The 17287-nt window shown below is 41.3% G+C and carries 14 protein-coding genes and 1 tRNA gene; 9 read left to right on the top strand and 6 right to left on the bottom strand.

Annotated features, from left to right (window positions below):
* Positions 1-98: 98 nt before the first annotated feature.
* The 6 genes from HF881_RS03560 to HF881_RS03535 form a co-directional block, all read right to left on the bottom strand.
* Positions 99-1181 carry a Xaa-Pro peptidase family protein gene (locus HF881_RS03560; protein ID WP_000040932.1) on the bottom strand — a complete coding sequence of 361 codons (1083 nt, stop codon included), beginning with the start codon at positions 1179-1181 and terminating at the stop codon, positions 99-101.
* Positions 1182-1308: 127 nt separating this feature from the next.
* A complete protein-coding gene (gene gatD, locus HF881_RS03555) occupies positions 1309-2091 on the bottom strand; it encodes a lipid II isoglutaminyl synthase subunit GatD (RefSeq protein WP_000263168.1) in 783 nt (260 codons plus the stop codon).
* Entirely contained in the window at positions 2091-3434 is a 1344-nt protein-coding gene (gene murT / locus HF881_RS03550) for a lipid II isoglutaminyl synthase subunit MurT (RefSeq protein WP_169446496.1), read from the bottom strand. The genes gatD and murT overlap by 1 nt, the downstream gene beginning before the upstream one ends.
* 291 nt (positions 3435-3725) lie before the next feature.
* Positions 3726-4481 carry a hypothetical protein gene (locus HF881_RS03545; RefSeq protein WP_169446495.1) on the bottom strand — a complete coding sequence of 252 codons (756 nt, stop codon included), beginning with the start codon at positions 4479-4481 and terminating at the stop codon, positions 3726-3728.
* Positions 4482-5067: 586 nt separating this feature from the next.
* Positions 5068-6273, bottom strand: coding sequence for a hypothetical protein (locus HF881_RS03540; protein WP_169446493.1), 1206 nt, complete (start codon positions 6271-6273; stop codon positions 5068-5070).
* A 164-nt stretch (positions 6274-6437) separates the two neighbouring features.
* A complete protein-coding gene (locus HF881_RS03535) occupies positions 6438-7754 on the bottom strand; it encodes an FAD-containing oxidoreductase (protein WP_169446492.1) in 1317 nt (438 codons plus the stop codon).
* Positions 7755-8070: 316 nt separating this feature from the next.
* Between HF881_RS03535 and HF881_RS03530 the strand changes: the two genes are divergently transcribed.
* The 9 genes from HF881_RS03530 to vncS all read left to right on the top strand — a co-directional run bounded on the left by HF881_RS03530 (position 8071) and on the right by vncS (position 17219).
* Positions 8071-9648, top strand: a complete 1578-nt coding sequence (locus HF881_RS03530; protein ID WP_169446490.1) for a DEAD/DEAH box helicase — start codon at positions 8071-8073, stop codon at positions 9646-9648.
* Between the two features lie 282 nt (positions 9649-9930).
* A complete protein-coding gene (gene codY, locus HF881_RS03525; protein WP_169446489.1) occupies positions 9931-10719 on the top strand; it encodes a GTP-sensing pleiotropic transcriptional regulator CodY in 789 nt (262 codons plus the stop codon).
* Entirely contained in the window at positions 10719-11294 is a 576-nt protein-coding gene (locus HF881_RS03520) for an isochorismatase family cysteine hydrolase (protein WP_169446488.1), read from the top strand. Before codY ends, HF881_RS03520 begins: the two co-directional genes overlap by 1 nt.
* Before the next feature lie 80 nt (positions 11295-11374).
* A tRNA-Leu gene (locus HF881_RS03515) sits at positions 11375-11460 on the top strand.
* Positions 11461-11729: 269 nt separating this feature from the next.
* Positions 11730-13007, top strand: coding sequence for an ABC transporter permease (locus tag HF881_RS03510; protein ID WP_038804915.1), 1278 nt, complete (start codon positions 11730-11732; stop codon positions 13005-13007).
* A 12-nt stretch (positions 13008-13019) separates the two neighbouring features.
* The gene (gene vex2 / locus HF881_RS03505) at positions 13020-13667 is read left to right on the top strand and encodes an ABC transporter ATP-binding subunit Vex2 (protein WP_169446486.1); all 648 of its coding nucleotides are present in this window, start codon (positions 13020-13022) and stop codon (positions 13665-13667) included.
* Positions 13668-13717: 50 nt separating this feature from the next.
* Positions 13718-15097, top strand: coding sequence for an ABC transporter permease subunit Vex3 (vex3, locus tag HF881_RS03500; protein ID WP_169446484.1), 1380 nt, complete (start codon positions 13718-13720; stop codon positions 15095-15097).
* 140 nt (positions 15098-15237) lie between these two features.
* A complete protein-coding gene (vncR, locus tag HF881_RS03495) occupies positions 15238-15894 on the top strand; it encodes a response regulator transcription factor VncR (protein ID WP_084921408.1) in 657 nt (218 codons plus the stop codon).
* The gene (vncS, locus tag HF881_RS03490) at positions 15891-17219 is read left to right on the top strand and encodes a sensor histidine kinase VncS (RefSeq protein ID WP_169446482.1); all 1329 of its coding nucleotides are present in this window, start codon (positions 15891-15893) and stop codon (positions 17217-17219) included. Before vncR ends, vncS begins: the two co-directional genes overlap by 4 nt.
* Positions 17220-17287 lie beyond the last annotated feature (68 nt).

The raw sequence follows: 17287 nt of genomic DNA, 5'->3' as shown, positions 1-17287 counted from the left end.
GCTGGAGAAAAGTTTTAAAAATCAGAAAAACGCATAATATCAGGTGTTGAAAAACCTTGATATTATGCGTTTTATTGTGGGAAGATTTTCGAAGAATATTAATCAAAATAAAGCAAATCTTTGCTGGTGCTTGTAAAGAGGTCAAAGCCATCCTTGGTAACAACACCGCAATCTTCGATGCGGACACCGACTTTACCAGGGATATAGATACCTGGTTCAACAGAGAAGCACATGCCTTCTTCGATGACCATGTCGTTTCCTTCCATGATAGATGGGAATTCGTGGACATCCATACCGATACCGTGACCGAGACGGTGGTTGAAGTACTCACCATAACCAGCTTTTTCGATGACCTCACGGGCAGCTCGGTCTACCTCATGGGCAGTCACACCTGGCTTGATAAAGTCAAGGGCAGCTTGTTGGGCTTCAAGGGTCAAGTTGTAGATATCTTTCTTGAATTGGTCTGGTTTGCCGACAGCGACTGTACGAGTCATATCTGATGCATAGCCATTGACCATAACACCCAGGTCAAAGAGGAGAAGGGCGTCTTTTTCGACCTTGTTTGCCCCAGGAATTCCGTGTGGATTTGCAGCATTATCGCCAGTCAAGACCATGGTATCAAAACTCATTTCATAGCCTTCACGCTTTAAGGCGAAGTCGATTTGGGCAATGATATCTGTCTCGGTTTTATCAAGAGAAATATTGTCAAAACCAACTTTTACAGCTTTATCAGCATAGAGACCTGCAACCATCATTTTTTGGACTTCATCAGCTGATTTGATGAGGCGCATGCGTTGGATACGAGGAGTGAGATTTTCAAACTCAGCAGTTTCAAAGACCGTTTTCAAACCATGGTATTTGGTTAAGATGAGATTGTCAAACTCAACAGCAACACGTTTGAAGTCGTGCTGAGGCAAAGCGTTTTTGATTTTTTGCCAAGGATTTTCAGAATCCACATAGCCCACTACTGGGAAGGAAACAGTGCTGGTTGCACGCTCTACTTCAAGGGCTGGAACAAAGAGGAGAGGCTCCTGATCCGCTAGGACAAAGAGGAACATTTGGCGTTCATGGGGATCACTGTAAAAGCCAGTGAGGTAATTGATAGTGACGGGGTCAGATACGACAGCGACGTCTAGTTTTTCTGATTCAAGATATGTTACGATTTGTTGTAATTTAGACATATGCTACCTTCTTTCTACCCCTCTATTTTGGCAAAAAAAGAGAGAAAATGCAAGAGAGAAGGGTAAAAGAACAAGCAAAAAGAACTCCGAAAAGATAGTGGAGTTCTTTGATATAGCTTTCATTTCTTTAAGAAAAGTCTGCCTTGCTTTTCACGTCGCTGTATTCTTCAGCGATTTCTTGACTGAGAATATCTTCATAGGCAGGGAGTTGGATGTCCTGACCGTATTTCTTCTTGAGGGCAGTAGTGACTAGGCGATAAGCTAGATTGGCATTACGAGAGAGGATAGGTCCGTGGAAGTAGGAACCAAAGACATTCTTATAATGAACCCCTTCGCCGACCTTTTCTTCGTTGTTTCCATTTCCGTAAATAACTTGGCCGAGTGGCTTTTGATCATCCGAGAGGAAGGTGCGCCCTTGGTGATTTTCAAATCCATAGTAGGTTTCATCGAAATCTTCATTGTGAATCTTGATGTCACCGATAAAGCGATTATTGGTCTGGTTGAGGGTATAGTGGCCCATGACCCCTAGACCTTCGATGCGCTTGCCTGAAGCTTCAACATAATATTGACCCAATAGTTGGAAACCACCACAGATAGCTAGAACAACACCATCGTTTTGGATGTAGTTGTCAATGCTCTCTTTTTTAGCAGGAAGATCGCCAGCGATAATACTTTGTTCAAAGTCTTGACCCCCACCGAAAAAGGCGATATCGTAGTGGTTTTCATCAAAGTCATCATGGAGAGAAACGATGTCAACTGTTACATGTGCCCCAAGTTTTTCAGCCACATACTTGAGCATAAGGATGTTTCCATTGTCCCCGTAGGTATTCATGAGGTTTCCATAGAGGTGGGCGATATTGAGCTGATAAGGGTAGTTGCCAGCTTTTGAGGAAAGTGAAGTATAAACCATTAGTTCATCTCCTTTCTAACAATCTGACGACTAGCCAGCAGTTCGCGGAATTCCAGCATAGCAGTATAAGTAGCCAGGATATAGGCATGCTTGCAATTTTGGTTCTCAATGGTTTTGAGAACTTGCTCCAGATTGCTTGTTTCAGTGATTTTATCAGCTGGGTATCCTGTCACCCGTAGACGACGCGCGATTTCAGAATGACGAACACCGCCTGCGTTGATTTCAGGAATGTCCATGTCAGTGATTTGTTCAAAGTCCGCATCCCAGATCCAGCTGGTATCTATTCCATCTGCATAGTTGGCGTTGAGAAGGACAGAAAGGCTAAATGGATAAGGCGCTAGTTTAATCATCTCGATAGCCTGAGTTGCACCAACAGGATTCTTGATGAGGACAAGGGTACATTCCTTATCACCGATATGGAAGGTTTCCTGACGACCAAAGACAGCGCGACTCTTGTCAAATCCTTGCTTGATGAGTTTCGAATCTGCACCGAGGAAACGGGCGATGGCAACCGCAGCAAGAGCATTATAGATATTATAGAGTCCACCGATTTGAATGCCGTATTCTTGCCCGTCAATGACAAAGCGGGAGCGATTGTTGGTCAACTCAACCAAATCGGTCAGACGGTAGTCCAAGTCAGGGCGTTTGCAGCCACAATTTTCACAGATATAGGCCCCCAAGTTGGCATAGGTATTGTGCTCATATTTGAGGATGCCTTGACAGTCAGGGCAGAGAATCCCTTCGGTATTGTAGTGAGCCAGTTTGGCAGGCCCTTTTTCCAAGTCAAAACCGAAATACTGGACAGGATTTGGAATCGCAGGCTTGTAGAAAAGAGGACTGTCACCATTGAGGAGAACAGTAGCCGTAGGCACCTTACGGATGGCATCCAAAATCATGTTATAAGTTGTGTAAATCTCACCATAGCGGTCCATCTGGTCACGGAAAATGTTAGTGATGACAAAAAGGCTAGGATGGATGTAGTCACAGATACGAGATAGACTGGCCTCGTCAATTTCTAGAACGGCAATGTTTTTCCCAGTTTTAGAGGATTTGGCCGTCAAGAAGGTTGTCGTAATCCCTGTGATCATGTTAGCGCCACTAGGATTGGTCAGAACCTGACCATAAACCTCTTTTAAAATGCCGACAGTGAGGGCAGTTGTCAAGGTTTTCCCGTTGGTTCCAGTGACCACGACAATCTCATAGTTCTTAGCTAGATTTTGTAAAATATCTTTATCAAATTGAAGGGCAAGTTTTCCAGGGAGCGTACTTCCACGACCAAGACGGCTCAAGATGAAGTGAGATGAACGCCCAGCTAGGAGACCCAAAGTAGTTTTTAATTTCATGTTTCTATTATATCATACTGCGCCCAGCAGTCCAATAACTAAAGTAACTTCTAAGATCAACTAAAAAAGTAACCTTAAAGGCGCTTTTTAGGTTCTGATTAAACCAATCAAATACAATATCTTTGGATTTTTTAACTTTGGCAACTTTAAGAAATGAATCTTTCTCACTCTGAACATAAAAAAGGAGAGGACATCAATTATCCTCTACAGATTTTAAAATTTCATTAATCCACTACAGTTGACAAAGATAACTAACTTTTGGAATTTAGGTCATTTTTTGGAAAGTCTCTATTATAATAAATTGCGAATTTTTTCTTTTATAAATGCGTTAAGAGAATAGTGTTTATCAAGATATTCTAGGAGTGCCTGAGCAGATTCAGAAATTCGTTCGTAACCTTGCAAAAAGTAGGGTAATTGTTTGGCTTCATTTGGATAACCTTTTTCAAATCGTCTGTAGCTGTTAAAAATATCTATAAAATTAGATTTAGAAGTTTTTTCCAAATTGATTAGTTCAGTCCAGAGCTTGACAGATCTGTTTTGGATGAAATCATAAGCAGCCAATTTTTCGCCTCGTTGATAGCGACCTAGTCCTATATATAGGTTGCATAAAATTTCTCCCAACAGCCATTCGCGGTCTCTATTTTCTTTTGATGGCAATCTTTGTGGCCGGCAGATTGTTTCATCAAAACCGACCTCCTTCCAGATAATCTTGCCTTCAGCGAAGGGAATGTTTACTAGTTCATGAGCTTCAAAGATAGCAAATTCACAAAAAACATCATCTTCAAATAGAACTTTATGTCCGTCCACTGTATTTTGGTAGTGAAATGCAATTGGTTCTAGCTTACTTAACCAGGTTAGGTCCTGGATATAGGCCTGCTTGTAGCCATCTTTTACAATAACAAAGAAATCCAAATCGGAGTACTGATCCAATCGTTCTCTTTCTGCTCCGCAAGAACCAAGTGCCAGTAAAGCTAGTGCTTGTCTAGAATCTTTTAGAGACTGACCAATATTATTTAGTCTTTGTAATAGTAATTCTGTTTTATTCATATTGTTACCTCATTGTTTCTTGTTTACAGACATTATATAGTTAATGTTTTCGAAAGTCAATTTCATCCCATACCAAATATATACTAATGTAATATGGGATTTCTTTCGATATTTTTTACAATGATAAAGTTTAAACATTTTGCGGAGTATTGCTCATATTATCAAGAACGAAGAAATTTGAAGTATCCTTTGATTGATTAGAAAGTGATTCTTATCTTTAAAAAGATCAAATAATTTGTAAAATATTTAAGAAGAAAAAATATATCGACTTAGCCATCAATTTGCAAACAGTAAAATCTTCTCACAAATGATGAAAATACACACATGACCGCGCGAAGAGTGCCTAATTTACCTAATTAGGCACGAAACAATCATTGCAAAATATCTTTTTAAATTACTCATAAAACGATGAGCTGAAGCGAGTTATTCAAAGTCATATGTATTGCTGATATTTAAAAGAGCGACCTGAGACTCAATATATAATTAGGACTGCTAAGTAAAGTGTGGACATTATATCATAAAAGAAGGAAAAGACAGATTTGAGATTTCGCAGAAACAAAAACAGCCCGACGAGGGCTGTGAGTGATTAGTTCTGAAACCAAGTTGCGATTGGGGAGTCGTTTTGTTTCAGTTCCAGTTTTGTTTTTGTTAGAAGTCGGCCATTTTTTAAGGAATACAATAACAAATGTTGATTGGTTACGACCAATACCTTGTTTGTCAAACTTGTATCGATGTGTATTATCTCTTCTGTAGAGTCAGGCAAATCTTTTCTGACATTGATTAGATAGCTAGATTCATCAGAGAGATTGACAATAGATAAGGCACAGCGATCATTCCCATCCGCCTCATGTTTTACAATCAAACGATCCTCTTTTGGAGTTTTATAGAGAAGATTGGGGTTGTCCTCTGGTAGCGTGATGAAGTGCTTTTCTTTACTAGACAGGTTCATGACAAGTATGCGATTGTCTGGATCCTTGGAGAAAGTTTCTGTATTTCGGGTATAAGCAACACTACTGTAATAATTGTCACTGATTAATTCAGAAGACGTCAACATTTCAACGATCTTGTCTTCGCTTGTCAGAGGTGTGCGAGACAATTCTTTTAGTTGATTATTTTCGTCTAATTCAACTAAATAACCATCGAAGACTAAAGCGGGTCGTTGGCGAGACTCATCGTGAAATCCCAGGCCGAGGTAGAGGCGATTCCCTCTTCCATGAAACTGGATCGGAAAGGAAGTGGATTCGGAGAATGTTTTTTGAGTAATCAACTTTCCTGAGATATCAAACATGCTGAGAACCCCATCCTCAGTTGTAGTTTGGCCTGTGTAGAAGAACTTGTCTGATACTCCAGCTCCCGAATAAGCATAGAAGGGAGTTGAAGTTTTCCGGATGTCCCCTGTCTGAAAGTCAAGAGATACGATGTTCTGAGTGGATGCCTTCCCTCTGGTATTTCCAGATGAAAAGACGAGATAGCGATTGTCAAACCGTCCCTGAGGAAACCAGAAATTGACATCTTCTGTAATGGAGACGTCCTCAGTCTTCGTGAGCTGAAACTGATCGTTTTGCAACTGATAACTTTGGATTGATTTTGAATTAACAAGGTAAAAATCAGCAGCTTGATTGACTGTGAATCGCTGTTTTTGAGGTGAAATCAAGCGAAAAAGCATCCAGCAAAGCAGGAGAAAAATGAAGACTATACTGACACAGAAAACCAGTGTTTTCATAGCCATACTTTTTTCTTTGGATAGAAAGGAAAAAGGAGTGTGTTTTGGTAGTTTAACTTGCTTTCCCATTTGACTAGCCTCCTTTTTGAACAAAAAATGAAGACAACATCCTATACCTATATTATAAACTTTTACAGCTAAAAGCACAAATAATCTTGCAAGGAAACTATGGACTGGATAGAAAAAGACAAGCACCAAAATGGATGCTTGTCTTGTGTAGAATATTTGAAATCTTAAATCGCAAACAAGTCATTCAAGTTCTCAGCCAAGGTTGGGTGAGTGAAGATTTGTTTTGTGAAGTAAGTATAAGGAATCTTGTTGTCCATTGCAACGGTGATGATGTTGATGATTTCTTGTGAACCTTCTGAGAAGATAGTTGAACCGAGAATTTCTTTTGTTTCAGTGTTGACAACAGCTTTGAAAGCTCCGCGAAGGTCTCCGTTTACGTGACCACGAGGCATTACTGCAACAGGAATTTCCTTCACAGCGTATGGAAGTTTCAAATCAGCTGCTTGGCTTTCCGTCAAACCAACTTGTGAAAGTGCAGGTGTGATGAACATGGTGTTTGGCACATTGAGACGGTCTTCAAGTGTGTAGCTGCCATCTCCAGCAAGGTAGCTGTAGACAACACGGAAGTCATCAAGTGAGATGTAGGTAAATTGAGGTCCACCGTTGACGTCTCCAACTGCAAAGACACCAGGAACGTTTGTTTGACAATGTTTGTCGACCTTGATAGCACCACGCTCTGTTAGTTCAATATCAGTATTCTCAAGTTGAAGTGGTTCTACGTTTGGCTTACGTCCAGTTGCGTAGAGAAGGGCATCGAAACGGTAAGTTTCATTTTCAGTTACGACAAGGACTTGATCACCGTCGTTTTTGATTTCAGTAGTACGGATGTTTTGAAGCAATTCAATGCCGTCTTCTTCCATATATTGTTTAGCAAGAGCTGCGATGGAGGGTTCTGCTCGAGGTAGGAAAGTATCCAAGGCATCTAGGACTGTAACTTTGCTTCCAAGTTTGTTGTAGAGACCTGCAAATTCAAGACCGATATTTCCGCCACCAAGGACACCAAGTTTTTCAGGCAATTTGTCCAAGTTTTGAATACCAGTCGAGTCAAAGACATTCTTACTTGTAGCAAGTCCAGGGATTGGCAAGACGTTTGAAACGGCACCGGTATTGATAACGATAGTTTCAGCAGTCAGTTCTTGTTTTTCATCACCAGCTTGGATTTCGATGACTTTGTTTGAAAGGAAGTGAGCTTCCGCATCAAAGATATCCACACCTGTACCAGCAACAGTCGCATAGTTTTTACCGTTAAGGCGACCAGTGATAGTATTTTTGGTAGCAATGACTTCTTCAAAAGACAAATCTTTCTCAGCAGCAACTAGCAAAGTTTTAGTTGGGATACAACCAATGTTGATACAAGTTCCGCCGTACATAGCCTTACTACGTTCGATAAGGGCAACTTTTTTACCAGCTGAAGCCAATTTACCAGCTAGTGTTTTACCAGCTTTACCAAATCCGATAACGATTAAATCATAAGTTAACATTTATCTTCCTCCTATTCGATTTTCATTCTAGCATAAGAGAACACTTTTTGCACAAATCTGCTACGGGAGAAACGAACCATATAAGGATGGATTTATATTTGTGGAAAATCGTTTACATGATTTTCCTTAAGGATTCTACTATCTTTTGCTTCTCTCTTGTGTTATACTAGATAGGTTGCAAAGAAACTCGTACTTTTCTTTCGTGGAAAAGAAGCAACATGGTATCTCTTTTTTGTAGAAGATACATCATGAAAAGAAAAGTATAAACTAAAGCCCTATAGGATGGCTTCGCACCATCTTTAGAAAGAAGAATAACGTGAAATTTAATGAATTTAACTTGTCTGCTGATTTGCTAGCAGAGATTGAAAAAGCTGGATTTGTAGAAGCCAGTCCCATCCAAGAACAGACCATTCCCTTGGCTCTTGAAGGAAAAGACGTTATCGGTCAAGCTCAGACTGGTACAGGGAAGACTGCAGCCTTTGGCTTGCCAACCCTTGAAAAAATCCGTACAGAAGAAGCGACCATCCAAGCCTTGGTTATCGCTCCAACTCGTGAGCTCGCCGTCCAAAGTCAAGAGGAACTCTTCCGCTTTGGCCGTAGCAAGGGAGTCAAAGTTCGCTCAGTATATGGTGGATCAAGCATTGAAAAACAAATTAAGGCTCTTAAATCTGGTGCCCATATCGTGGTGGGAACACCTGGTCGCCTCTTGGACTTGATTAAACGTAAGGCCTTGAAGTTACAAGATATTGAAACCCTCATCCTTGACGAAGCGGATGAAATGCTCAACATGGGCTTCCTCGAAGACATTGAAGCCATCATTTCCCGTGTCCCTGAAAATCGTCAAACATTGCTCTTTTCAGCAACCATGCCAGATGCTATCAAACGTATCGGTGTTCAGTTTATGAAGGACCCTGAGCATGTCAAGATTGCTGCCAAGGAATTGACAACAGAATTGGTTGACCAATACTATATCCGAGTTAAAGAGCAAGAAAAATTTGACACCATGACCCGTCTCATGGATGTGGAACAACCAGAACTTGCTATTGTATTTGGTCGTACCAAACGCCGTGTAGATGAATTGACTCGTGGACTTAAAATTCGTGGCTTCCGTGCAGAAGGAATTCATGGAGATTTGGACCAAAATAAACGTCTTCGTGTTCTTCGTGATTTTAAAAATGGGAACCTTGATGTACTTGTTGCGACAGACGTAGCAGCACGTGGTTTGGATATCTCAGGTGTGACCCATGTCTACAACTACGATATTCCACAAGATCCTGAAAGTTACGTTCACCGTATCGGCCGTACAGGTCGTGCTGGTAAGTCAGGTCAATCTATTACTTTCGTAGCACCAAATGAAATGGGTTACCTCCAAATCATCGAAAACTTGACTAAGAAACGCATGAAAGGCTTGAAACCAGCAACAGCAGAAGAAGCCTTCCAAGCTAAGAAACAAGTAGCGCTCAAGAAAATCGAACGAGACTTCGCAGACGAAGCCATTCGTGGGAACTTTGAGAAATTTGCTAAAGATGCTCGTAAGTTAGCTGCCGAATTTAGTCCAGAAGAATTGGCTATGTATATCTTGAGCCTGACAGTCCAAGATCCAGACAGCCTGCCTGAAGTGGAGATTGCGCGTGAAAAACCACTGCCATTTAAACCATCAGGTAATGGCTTTGGCGGCAAAGGTAAGGGAGGTCGTGGAGGCCGTCGTGGGGACGACCGTCGAGATCGTGATCGCCGTGGCAATGGTCGCCGTGATGATTTCAAGAAAGGCAGTCGTGGGAACGATCGTTTTGATAAAGACAGACGTTACCGTAATAAAGACAATAAAAAACCTCGCAACACTTCAAGCGAAAAGAAAACCGGCTTTGTTATTCGTAACAAAGGAGATAAATAGAAAAAAGCGATTCACAGTGTGAATCGCTTTTATATATAAGGAGACCGATAGTAAAAGAAGATGTATAAAAGTAAAGGAAAGGTGAGATGGGAAGGGGGACTTTAATCCATCTTCTTATAATATTATTATATAAAAATCCAAACAGAATGTCAATAAAAAATTGCTATTTTTATAAAATATTTTTGCTTTTAAAAATTGCAATTCAATAAGCAATTTTCAGATAATTATTGAAATAAAGACTTTTCTATGTTATAATGGAAGCGATTATATGCGAGGTAAAAAATGGCACATTTATTAGAAAAAACAAGAAAAATTACATCAATTTTAAAACGCTCAGAAGAGCAAATGCAGGATGAACTTCCATACAATGCCATTACACGTCAACTAGCAGACATTATTGATTGCAATGCCTGCATTGTCAATAGCAAGGGCCGTCTTTTGGGCTACTTTATGCGCTATAAAACCAATACAGACCGTGTAGAGCAGTTTTTCCAAACCAAGACGTTCCCAGATGACTATGTACAAGGGGCAAACATGATCTACGATACGGAGGCCAATCTTCCTGTTGAACATGATTTGACCATTTTCCCTGTAGAGAGTCGTGCGGACTTTCCAGATGGTTTGACAACCATTGCTCCCATTCATGTATCAGGGATTCGCCTAGGTTCCTTGATTATTTGGCGCAATGATAAGAAATTTGAAGATGAGGATTTGATTCTTGTTGAGATTGCGAGCACAGTGGTAGGGATTCAACTCTTGAACTTCCAACGTGAAGAAGATGAGAAAAATATCCGTCGCCGTACTGCTGTAACTATGGCAGTTAATACCCTCTCCTACTCAGAACTTCGTGCTGTTTCAGCTATTTTATCTGAGCTGGATGGAAATGAAGGGCAGCTGACTGCGTCAGTTATTGCAGATCGTATTGGAATCACGCGCTCAGTGATCGTCAATGCGCTTCGTAAACTGGAGTCAGCAGGAATTATTGAAAGCCGTTCACTCGGAATGAAGGGAACCTATCTCAAAGTATTGATTTCAGATATCTTTGAGGAAGTGAAAAAGAGGGACTACTAATGGCAAAGGCTTTAATCTCGATTGACTATACAGAGGATTTTGTAGCAGATCATGGAAAATTGACAGCAGGTGCTCCTGCTCAAGCCATATCAGAGGCGATTACTCAGGTGACCAGACTGGCTTTTGATCGTGGAGACTATGTCTTTTTCACCATTGATGCTCATGAAGAGAAGGATACATTCCACCCAGAAAGCAAGCTCTTTCCACCGCACAACATCATCGGGACTAGTGGCCGCAACCTTTATGGCCCCCTAGCTGACTTTTATACTGAGCATGAGGCGGATAGTCGTGTCTTTTGGATGGACAAGCGTCACTATTCAGCATTTTCAGGTACGGACCTAGATATCCGTTTGCGAGAACGTAGAGTTGATACAGTCATCTTAACTGGTGTTTTGACAGATATTTGTGTTCTCCATACGGCTATTGATGCTTATAATTTAGGTTATCAAATCGAGGTTGTCAAGCCTGCGGTTGCCTCCATCTGGCCAGAAAATCATCAGTTTGCTCTTGGACATTTTAAGAACACTTTGGGAGCCAAATTACTGGATGAAAATCTTGATGAAATTAAAGAATGATTCCCTTGGAAAAATGAAAAAAATCTGAAAAAAGTGTTGACAAAGATTTTGAAAGTTGATATACTAGTAAAGTAATCGACGCGGGGATGGCGGAATTGGCAGACGCGCAGGACTAAGGATCCTGTGACCGCTTTAGGTCGTGAGGGTTCAAGTCCCTCTCTCCGCATAGGATAAGAGTTAGCTGTGGCTAGCTCTTTTTGTTTTTAAAAAGAAGGCTAGATGACGCATTTTGGATATCGGAAGGTATTGGGCATCAAGAACTATCATTTATGGAATGGAGTTGTTTTTTGATTGGTAAAACGTGTTCTAATATGAAGAAAGTTAGCAGTTGCTAGCTTTCTTCATTTTTTCAAAAAATAAATCAAAAAAGTTTTCGATTTCATAAACATTTCATATTTGGATTTTATAATAGTCTTACAAACATGGAGGTGACAAATGAATCCAATCCAAAGAGCTTGGGCTTATGTCAGCAGAAAACGACTGAGAAGTTTTATTTTATTTCTGATTTTATTGGTCCTTTTAGCAGGAATTTCAGCCTGTTTGACTCTGATGAAGTCCAACAAAACAGTAGAAAGCAATCTTTACAAATCACTCAATACTTCTTTTTCTATCAAAAAGATAGAAAATGGACAGACCTTCAAGTTGTCAGACCTAGCATCCGTGAGCAAGATTAAGGGACTGGAAAATGTCTCTCCTGAACTCGAAACGGTCGCAAAACTGAAAGACAAGGAAGCAGTGAGTGGTGAGCAGAGCGTTGAACGTGATGATTTGTCAGCTGCGGACAAGAACTTGGTTAGCTTAACGGCTCTTGAGGATTCATCCAAGGATGTTACCTTTACCAGTTCGGCTTTCAATCTAAAAGAAGGGCGACACCTTCAAAAAGGAGATTCCAAGAAAATCCTCATTCACGAAGAGTTGGCTAAGAAGAACGGTCTTTCGCTTCATGACAAGATTCGCTTGGACGCTGGCCAGTCTGAATCTGGAAAAGGGCAAATAGTAGAGTTTGAGATTGTCGGAATCTTTTCTGGTAAAAAACAAGAAAAGTTCACAGGCTTGTCTTCCGACTTCAGTGAAAACCAGGTCTTTACAGACTATGAAAGTAGCCAAACTCTTTTGGGAAATAGTGAACCGCAAGTCAGTGCAGCTCGCTTCTATGTAGAAAATCCTAAGGAAATGGATGGACTCATGAAGCAGGTGGAAAACTTGGCCTTGGAAAGTCAAGGCTACCAAGTCGAGAAGGAAAACAAGGCCTTTGAACAAATCAAAGACTCAGTTGCAACCTTCCAAACTTTCCTCACCATCTTCCTTTATGGGATGTTGATAGCTGGAGCTGGAGCCTTAATTTTGGTCTTGTCCCTCTGGTTAAGAGAAAGGGTCTACGAAGTGGGGATTTTACTCGCACTTGGAAAAAGCAAGATCTCAATCTTCCTACAATTCTGTTTAGAGGTAGTTTTGGTATCTCTCGGAGCTTTGCTTCCAGCATTTGTTGCAGGAAACGCCATCACATCCTATCTGCTACAAACCGTACTAGCAAGCGGAGATCAGGCAACCTTACAAGACACGCTGGCCAAAGCAAGCGGTCTATCAACTAGTCTCCTATCCTTTGCAGAATCCTATGTTTTTCTGCTCCTGATTAGTTGCTTGTCTGTAGCCCTTTGTTTCGTATTCTTGTTTAGAAAATCGCCAAAAGAAATTTTATCATCTATTAGTTAAGAAGGAGAAATCATGACTTTATTACAATTGCAAGATGTTACCTACCGTTATAAGAACACTGCTGAAGCAGTTCTATATCAGATCAAGTATAATTTTGAACCCGGAAAATTTTATAGTATTATTGGTGAGTCAGGAGCAGGAAAATCCACTCTCTTGTCCCTACTGGCTGGTTTAGATAGTCCTGTTGAAGGTTCTATCCTTTTCCAAGGAGAGGACATTCGTGACAAGGGATATTCTTACCATCGCATGCACCATATTTCCCTGGTCTTTCAAAATTATAATTTGATTGATTACCTTTCTCCGCTGGAAAATATCCGCTTGGTCAACAAAAAGGCGACTAAGGATACACTTCTTGAGCTTGGTTTGGATGAAAGTCAGATCAAGCGGAACGTTCTCCAGTTATCAGGTGGGCAACAGCAACGTGTAGCCATCGCTCGCAGTTTGGTATCAGAAGCCCCAGTTATTCTAGCTGATGAGCCAACAGGAAATCTGGACCCTAAAACTGCTGGAGATATTATCGAACTACTCAAATCACTTGCTGAGAAAACGGGTAAATGTGTGATTGTCGTCACCCACAGTAAAGAAGTGGCACAAGCGTCAGATATTACACTTGAATTGAAGAATAAGAAACTGACTGAAACTCGCAACACTACTAAATAAGATGAGCTTGTTTTGATAGAATTATGAAATCAAATCTAGAAAGGGAACCTATGTTACACAACGCATTTGCCTATGTTACAAGGAAGTTTTTCAAATCGATTGTTATCTTCCTAATTATTCTCCTCATGGCGAGCTTGAGTTTGGTCGGCTTGTCGATCAAGGGAGCTACTGCCAAGGCTTCTCAGGAGACATTTAAAAATATCACCAATAGCTTCTCCATGCAAATCAATCGTCGCGTCAATCAAGGAACGCCACGTGGTGCTGGGAATATTAAGGGTGAGGATATCAAAAAAATCACCGAAAACAAGGCCATCGAGTCTTATGTTAAACGTATCAACGCTATCGGAGATTTAACTGGATATGACCTCATCGAAACGCCAGAAACCAAGAAAAATCTCACTGCAGACCGTGCCAAACGGTTTGGAAGTAGCTTGATGATTACGGGTGTCAATGACTCCTCAAAAGAAGATAAGTTTGTCTCTGGTTCATATAAGCTGGTCGAAGGTGAGCACTTAACCAATGATGACAAGGACAAGATCCTCATGCACAAGGACTTGGCAGCAAAACACGGTTGGAAAGTCGGAGATAAGGTCAAATTGGACTCCAATGTTTACGATGCAGACAATGAAAAAGGTGCCAAGGAAACAGTTGAAGTGACAATCAAGGGGCTCTTTGATGGTCACAATAAGTCAGCAGTAACCTACTCACAAGAACTCTATGAAAATACAGCTATCACAGACATTCACACTGCTGCAAAACTTTATGGATACACAGAAGACACAGCCATTTATGGGGACGCAACTTTCTTTGTAACAGCGGACAAGAACTTGAATGATGTCATGAAAGAGTTGAATGGCATCAGCGGTATCAACTGGAAGAGCTACACACTTGTGAAGAGCTCTTCTAACTACCCAGCTCTTGAGCAATCCATCTCTGGTATGTACAAGATGGCCAACCTCCTCTTCTGGGGTAGCTTGAGCTTCTCAGTCCTTCTCCTTGCACTCTTGCTTAGTCTTTGGATTAACGCCCGTCGCAAGGAAGTGGGAATCCTCCTCTCTATCGGTCTCAAGCAGGCAAGTATCTTGGGTCAATTCATCACTGAATCGATTTTGATTGCCGTCCCTGCTCTTGTTTCTGCCTACTTCCTAGCCAACTACACAGCTCGTGCAATCGGAAATACTGTTCTTGCCAATGTAACTTCAGGTGTTGCCAAGCAAGCCAGCAAGGCAGCTCAAGCCTCTAATCTTGGTGGTGGTGCAGAAGTAGACGGCTTTAGCAAGACCTTGTCGAGCCTAGATATTTCTATTCAGACATCAGACTTTATCATCGTCTTTGTCCTTGCCTTGGTTCTAGTGGTTCTCGTTATGGCGCTTGCTTCCAGCAATCTCCTCAGAAAACAACCAAAAGAGCTCTTGCTCGATAGCGAATAAAAAACTTGCTACCTATTCTCCCCTAAATGGGGTATAATATAGGTAGCATTTTTATCTGCTTCGTCTTGATAAGGCTTCTTCCTATCAGGGGGAAACAGAGAGATTTACAAGAAATTTAAAGGAATGTGAAACGTTTTTCTATGAAAATTTTAATTGTAGAAGATGAAGAGATGATCCGTGAGGGGATTAGTGACTATTTGACGGATTGCGGCTATGAAACCATTCAGGCTGCGGACGGCGAGGAAGCCTTGGAACAATTTTCCAGCTATGAAGTAGCCTTGGTTTTACTGGATATCCAGATGCCCAAACTCAATGGTTTAGAAGTCCTAGCTGAGATTCGTAAGACCAGTCAGGTTCCTGTCTTGATGTTGACTGCCTTTCAGGATGAGGAATACAAGATGAGTGCCTTTGCTTCTCTGGCAGATGGTTATCTGGAAAAGCCCTTCTCCCTCTCGCTTTTAAAAGTGAGAGTAGATGCGATTTTCAAGCGCTACTACGATACGGGACGAATCTTCTCCTATAAGGATACCAAGGTGGACTTTGAGAGCTACAGTGCAAGCCTGGCAGGTCAAGAAGTGGCTATCAATGCCAAAGAGTTGGAAATTCTGGACTATCTAGTGAAAAATGAAGGACGGGCCTTGACTCGTTCTCAGATTATCGATGCTGTCTGGAAGGCGACAGATGAGGTCCCCTTTGACCGTGTCATTGATGTTTATATCAAGGAACTGCGGAAAAAGCTAGACTTGGATTGTATCCTCACTGTGCGCAATGTTGGTTATAAATTGGAGAGAAAATGAAACGAACAGGTTTGTTTACAAAGATATTTATCTATACCTTCTCGATTTTTAGTGTTCTGGTTATTTGTCTTCATTTAGCTATTTATTTTCTCTTTCCCTCGACTTATCTGAGCCATCGTCAGGAAACCATTGGTCAGAAAGCGACAGCCATTTCCCAGTCCCTGGAAGGAAAGGATAGGCAGAGTATCGAGCAAGTGTTAGACTTGTATTCCCAGACTAGTGATATCAAGGGGGCCGTCAAGGGAGAGATGACTGAGGACAAGTTAGAAGTCAAGGACAACCTTCCTTTGGACACGGATCGTCAAACTACTTCCCTCTTTATTGAGGAGCGTGAGGTGAAAACGCAAGATGGTAGCACCATGACTCTGCAATTTCTAGCTTCCATGGACCTGCAAAAGGAAGCTGAGCAGATTAGTCTTCAATTTCTTCCCTATACCTTGCTGGCATCCTTTCTGATTTCCCTCTTGGTGGCCTACATCTATGCTCGAACTATTGTTGCCCCGATTTTGGAAATCAAGAGGGTGACCCGTCGGATGATGGATTTGGATGCTCAAGTACGATTGCGCGTGGACTCTAAGGATGAGATAGGTGATCTCAAGGAACAAATCAATAGCCTCTACCAGCACCTTTTGACAGTTATTGCGGACTTGCATGAGAAGAATGAAGCTATTCTCCAGCTTGAAAAGATGAAGGTCGAATTCCTACGAGGGGCCTCTCATGAATTGAAAACACCTCTGGCTAGTTTGAAGATCCTAATCGAAAATATGAAAGAAAATATTGGTCGTTATAAGGATAGAGACCACTATCTTGGAGTTGCCTTGGGGATTGTGGATGACCTCAGTCACCACGTTCTCCAGATACTTTCTCTTTCTTCTGTTCAGGAATTGCGAGAGGAGAAGGAGAACATTGACCTACTCCAGATGACACAAAGTCTAGTCAAGGATTATGCTTTGCTCGCCAAGGAGAAAGAACTTCAGATGGACAATCGCTTGACCCATCAGCAGGCTTACATAAACCCATCTGTCATGAAACTAATCCTATCGAATCTCATCAGTAATGCTATCAAGCACTCCACTCTAGGCGGCTTGATCCGTATCGGAGAAAGAGAAGGGGAACTCTTTATCGAGAATAGCTGTAGTCCTGAAGAACAAGAAAAATTGGCCCAGTCTTTTTCTGAAAATGCCAGTCGCAAGGCCAAGGGTTCGGGGATGGGACTCTTTGTGGTTAAAAGTTTATTAGAACATGAGAAATTACCTTATCATTTTGAGATGCAAGATGATCGATTGAGCTTCTTCATACGTTATCCCAAAGTCACTCAGGACTAAGGAGAAGAAAGGGTTTACATTGATTGGATTGGAAGAAATTCAATCTAAAGTATGGGAAAAACTAGCTT

This window comes from Streptococcus sp. WB01_FAA12, assembly GCF_012843315.1.
Lineage (GTDB): Bacteria > Bacillota > Bacilli > Lactobacillales > Streptococcaceae > Streptococcus.
This window is presented reverse-complemented; position numbering and strand designations above follow the sequence as displayed.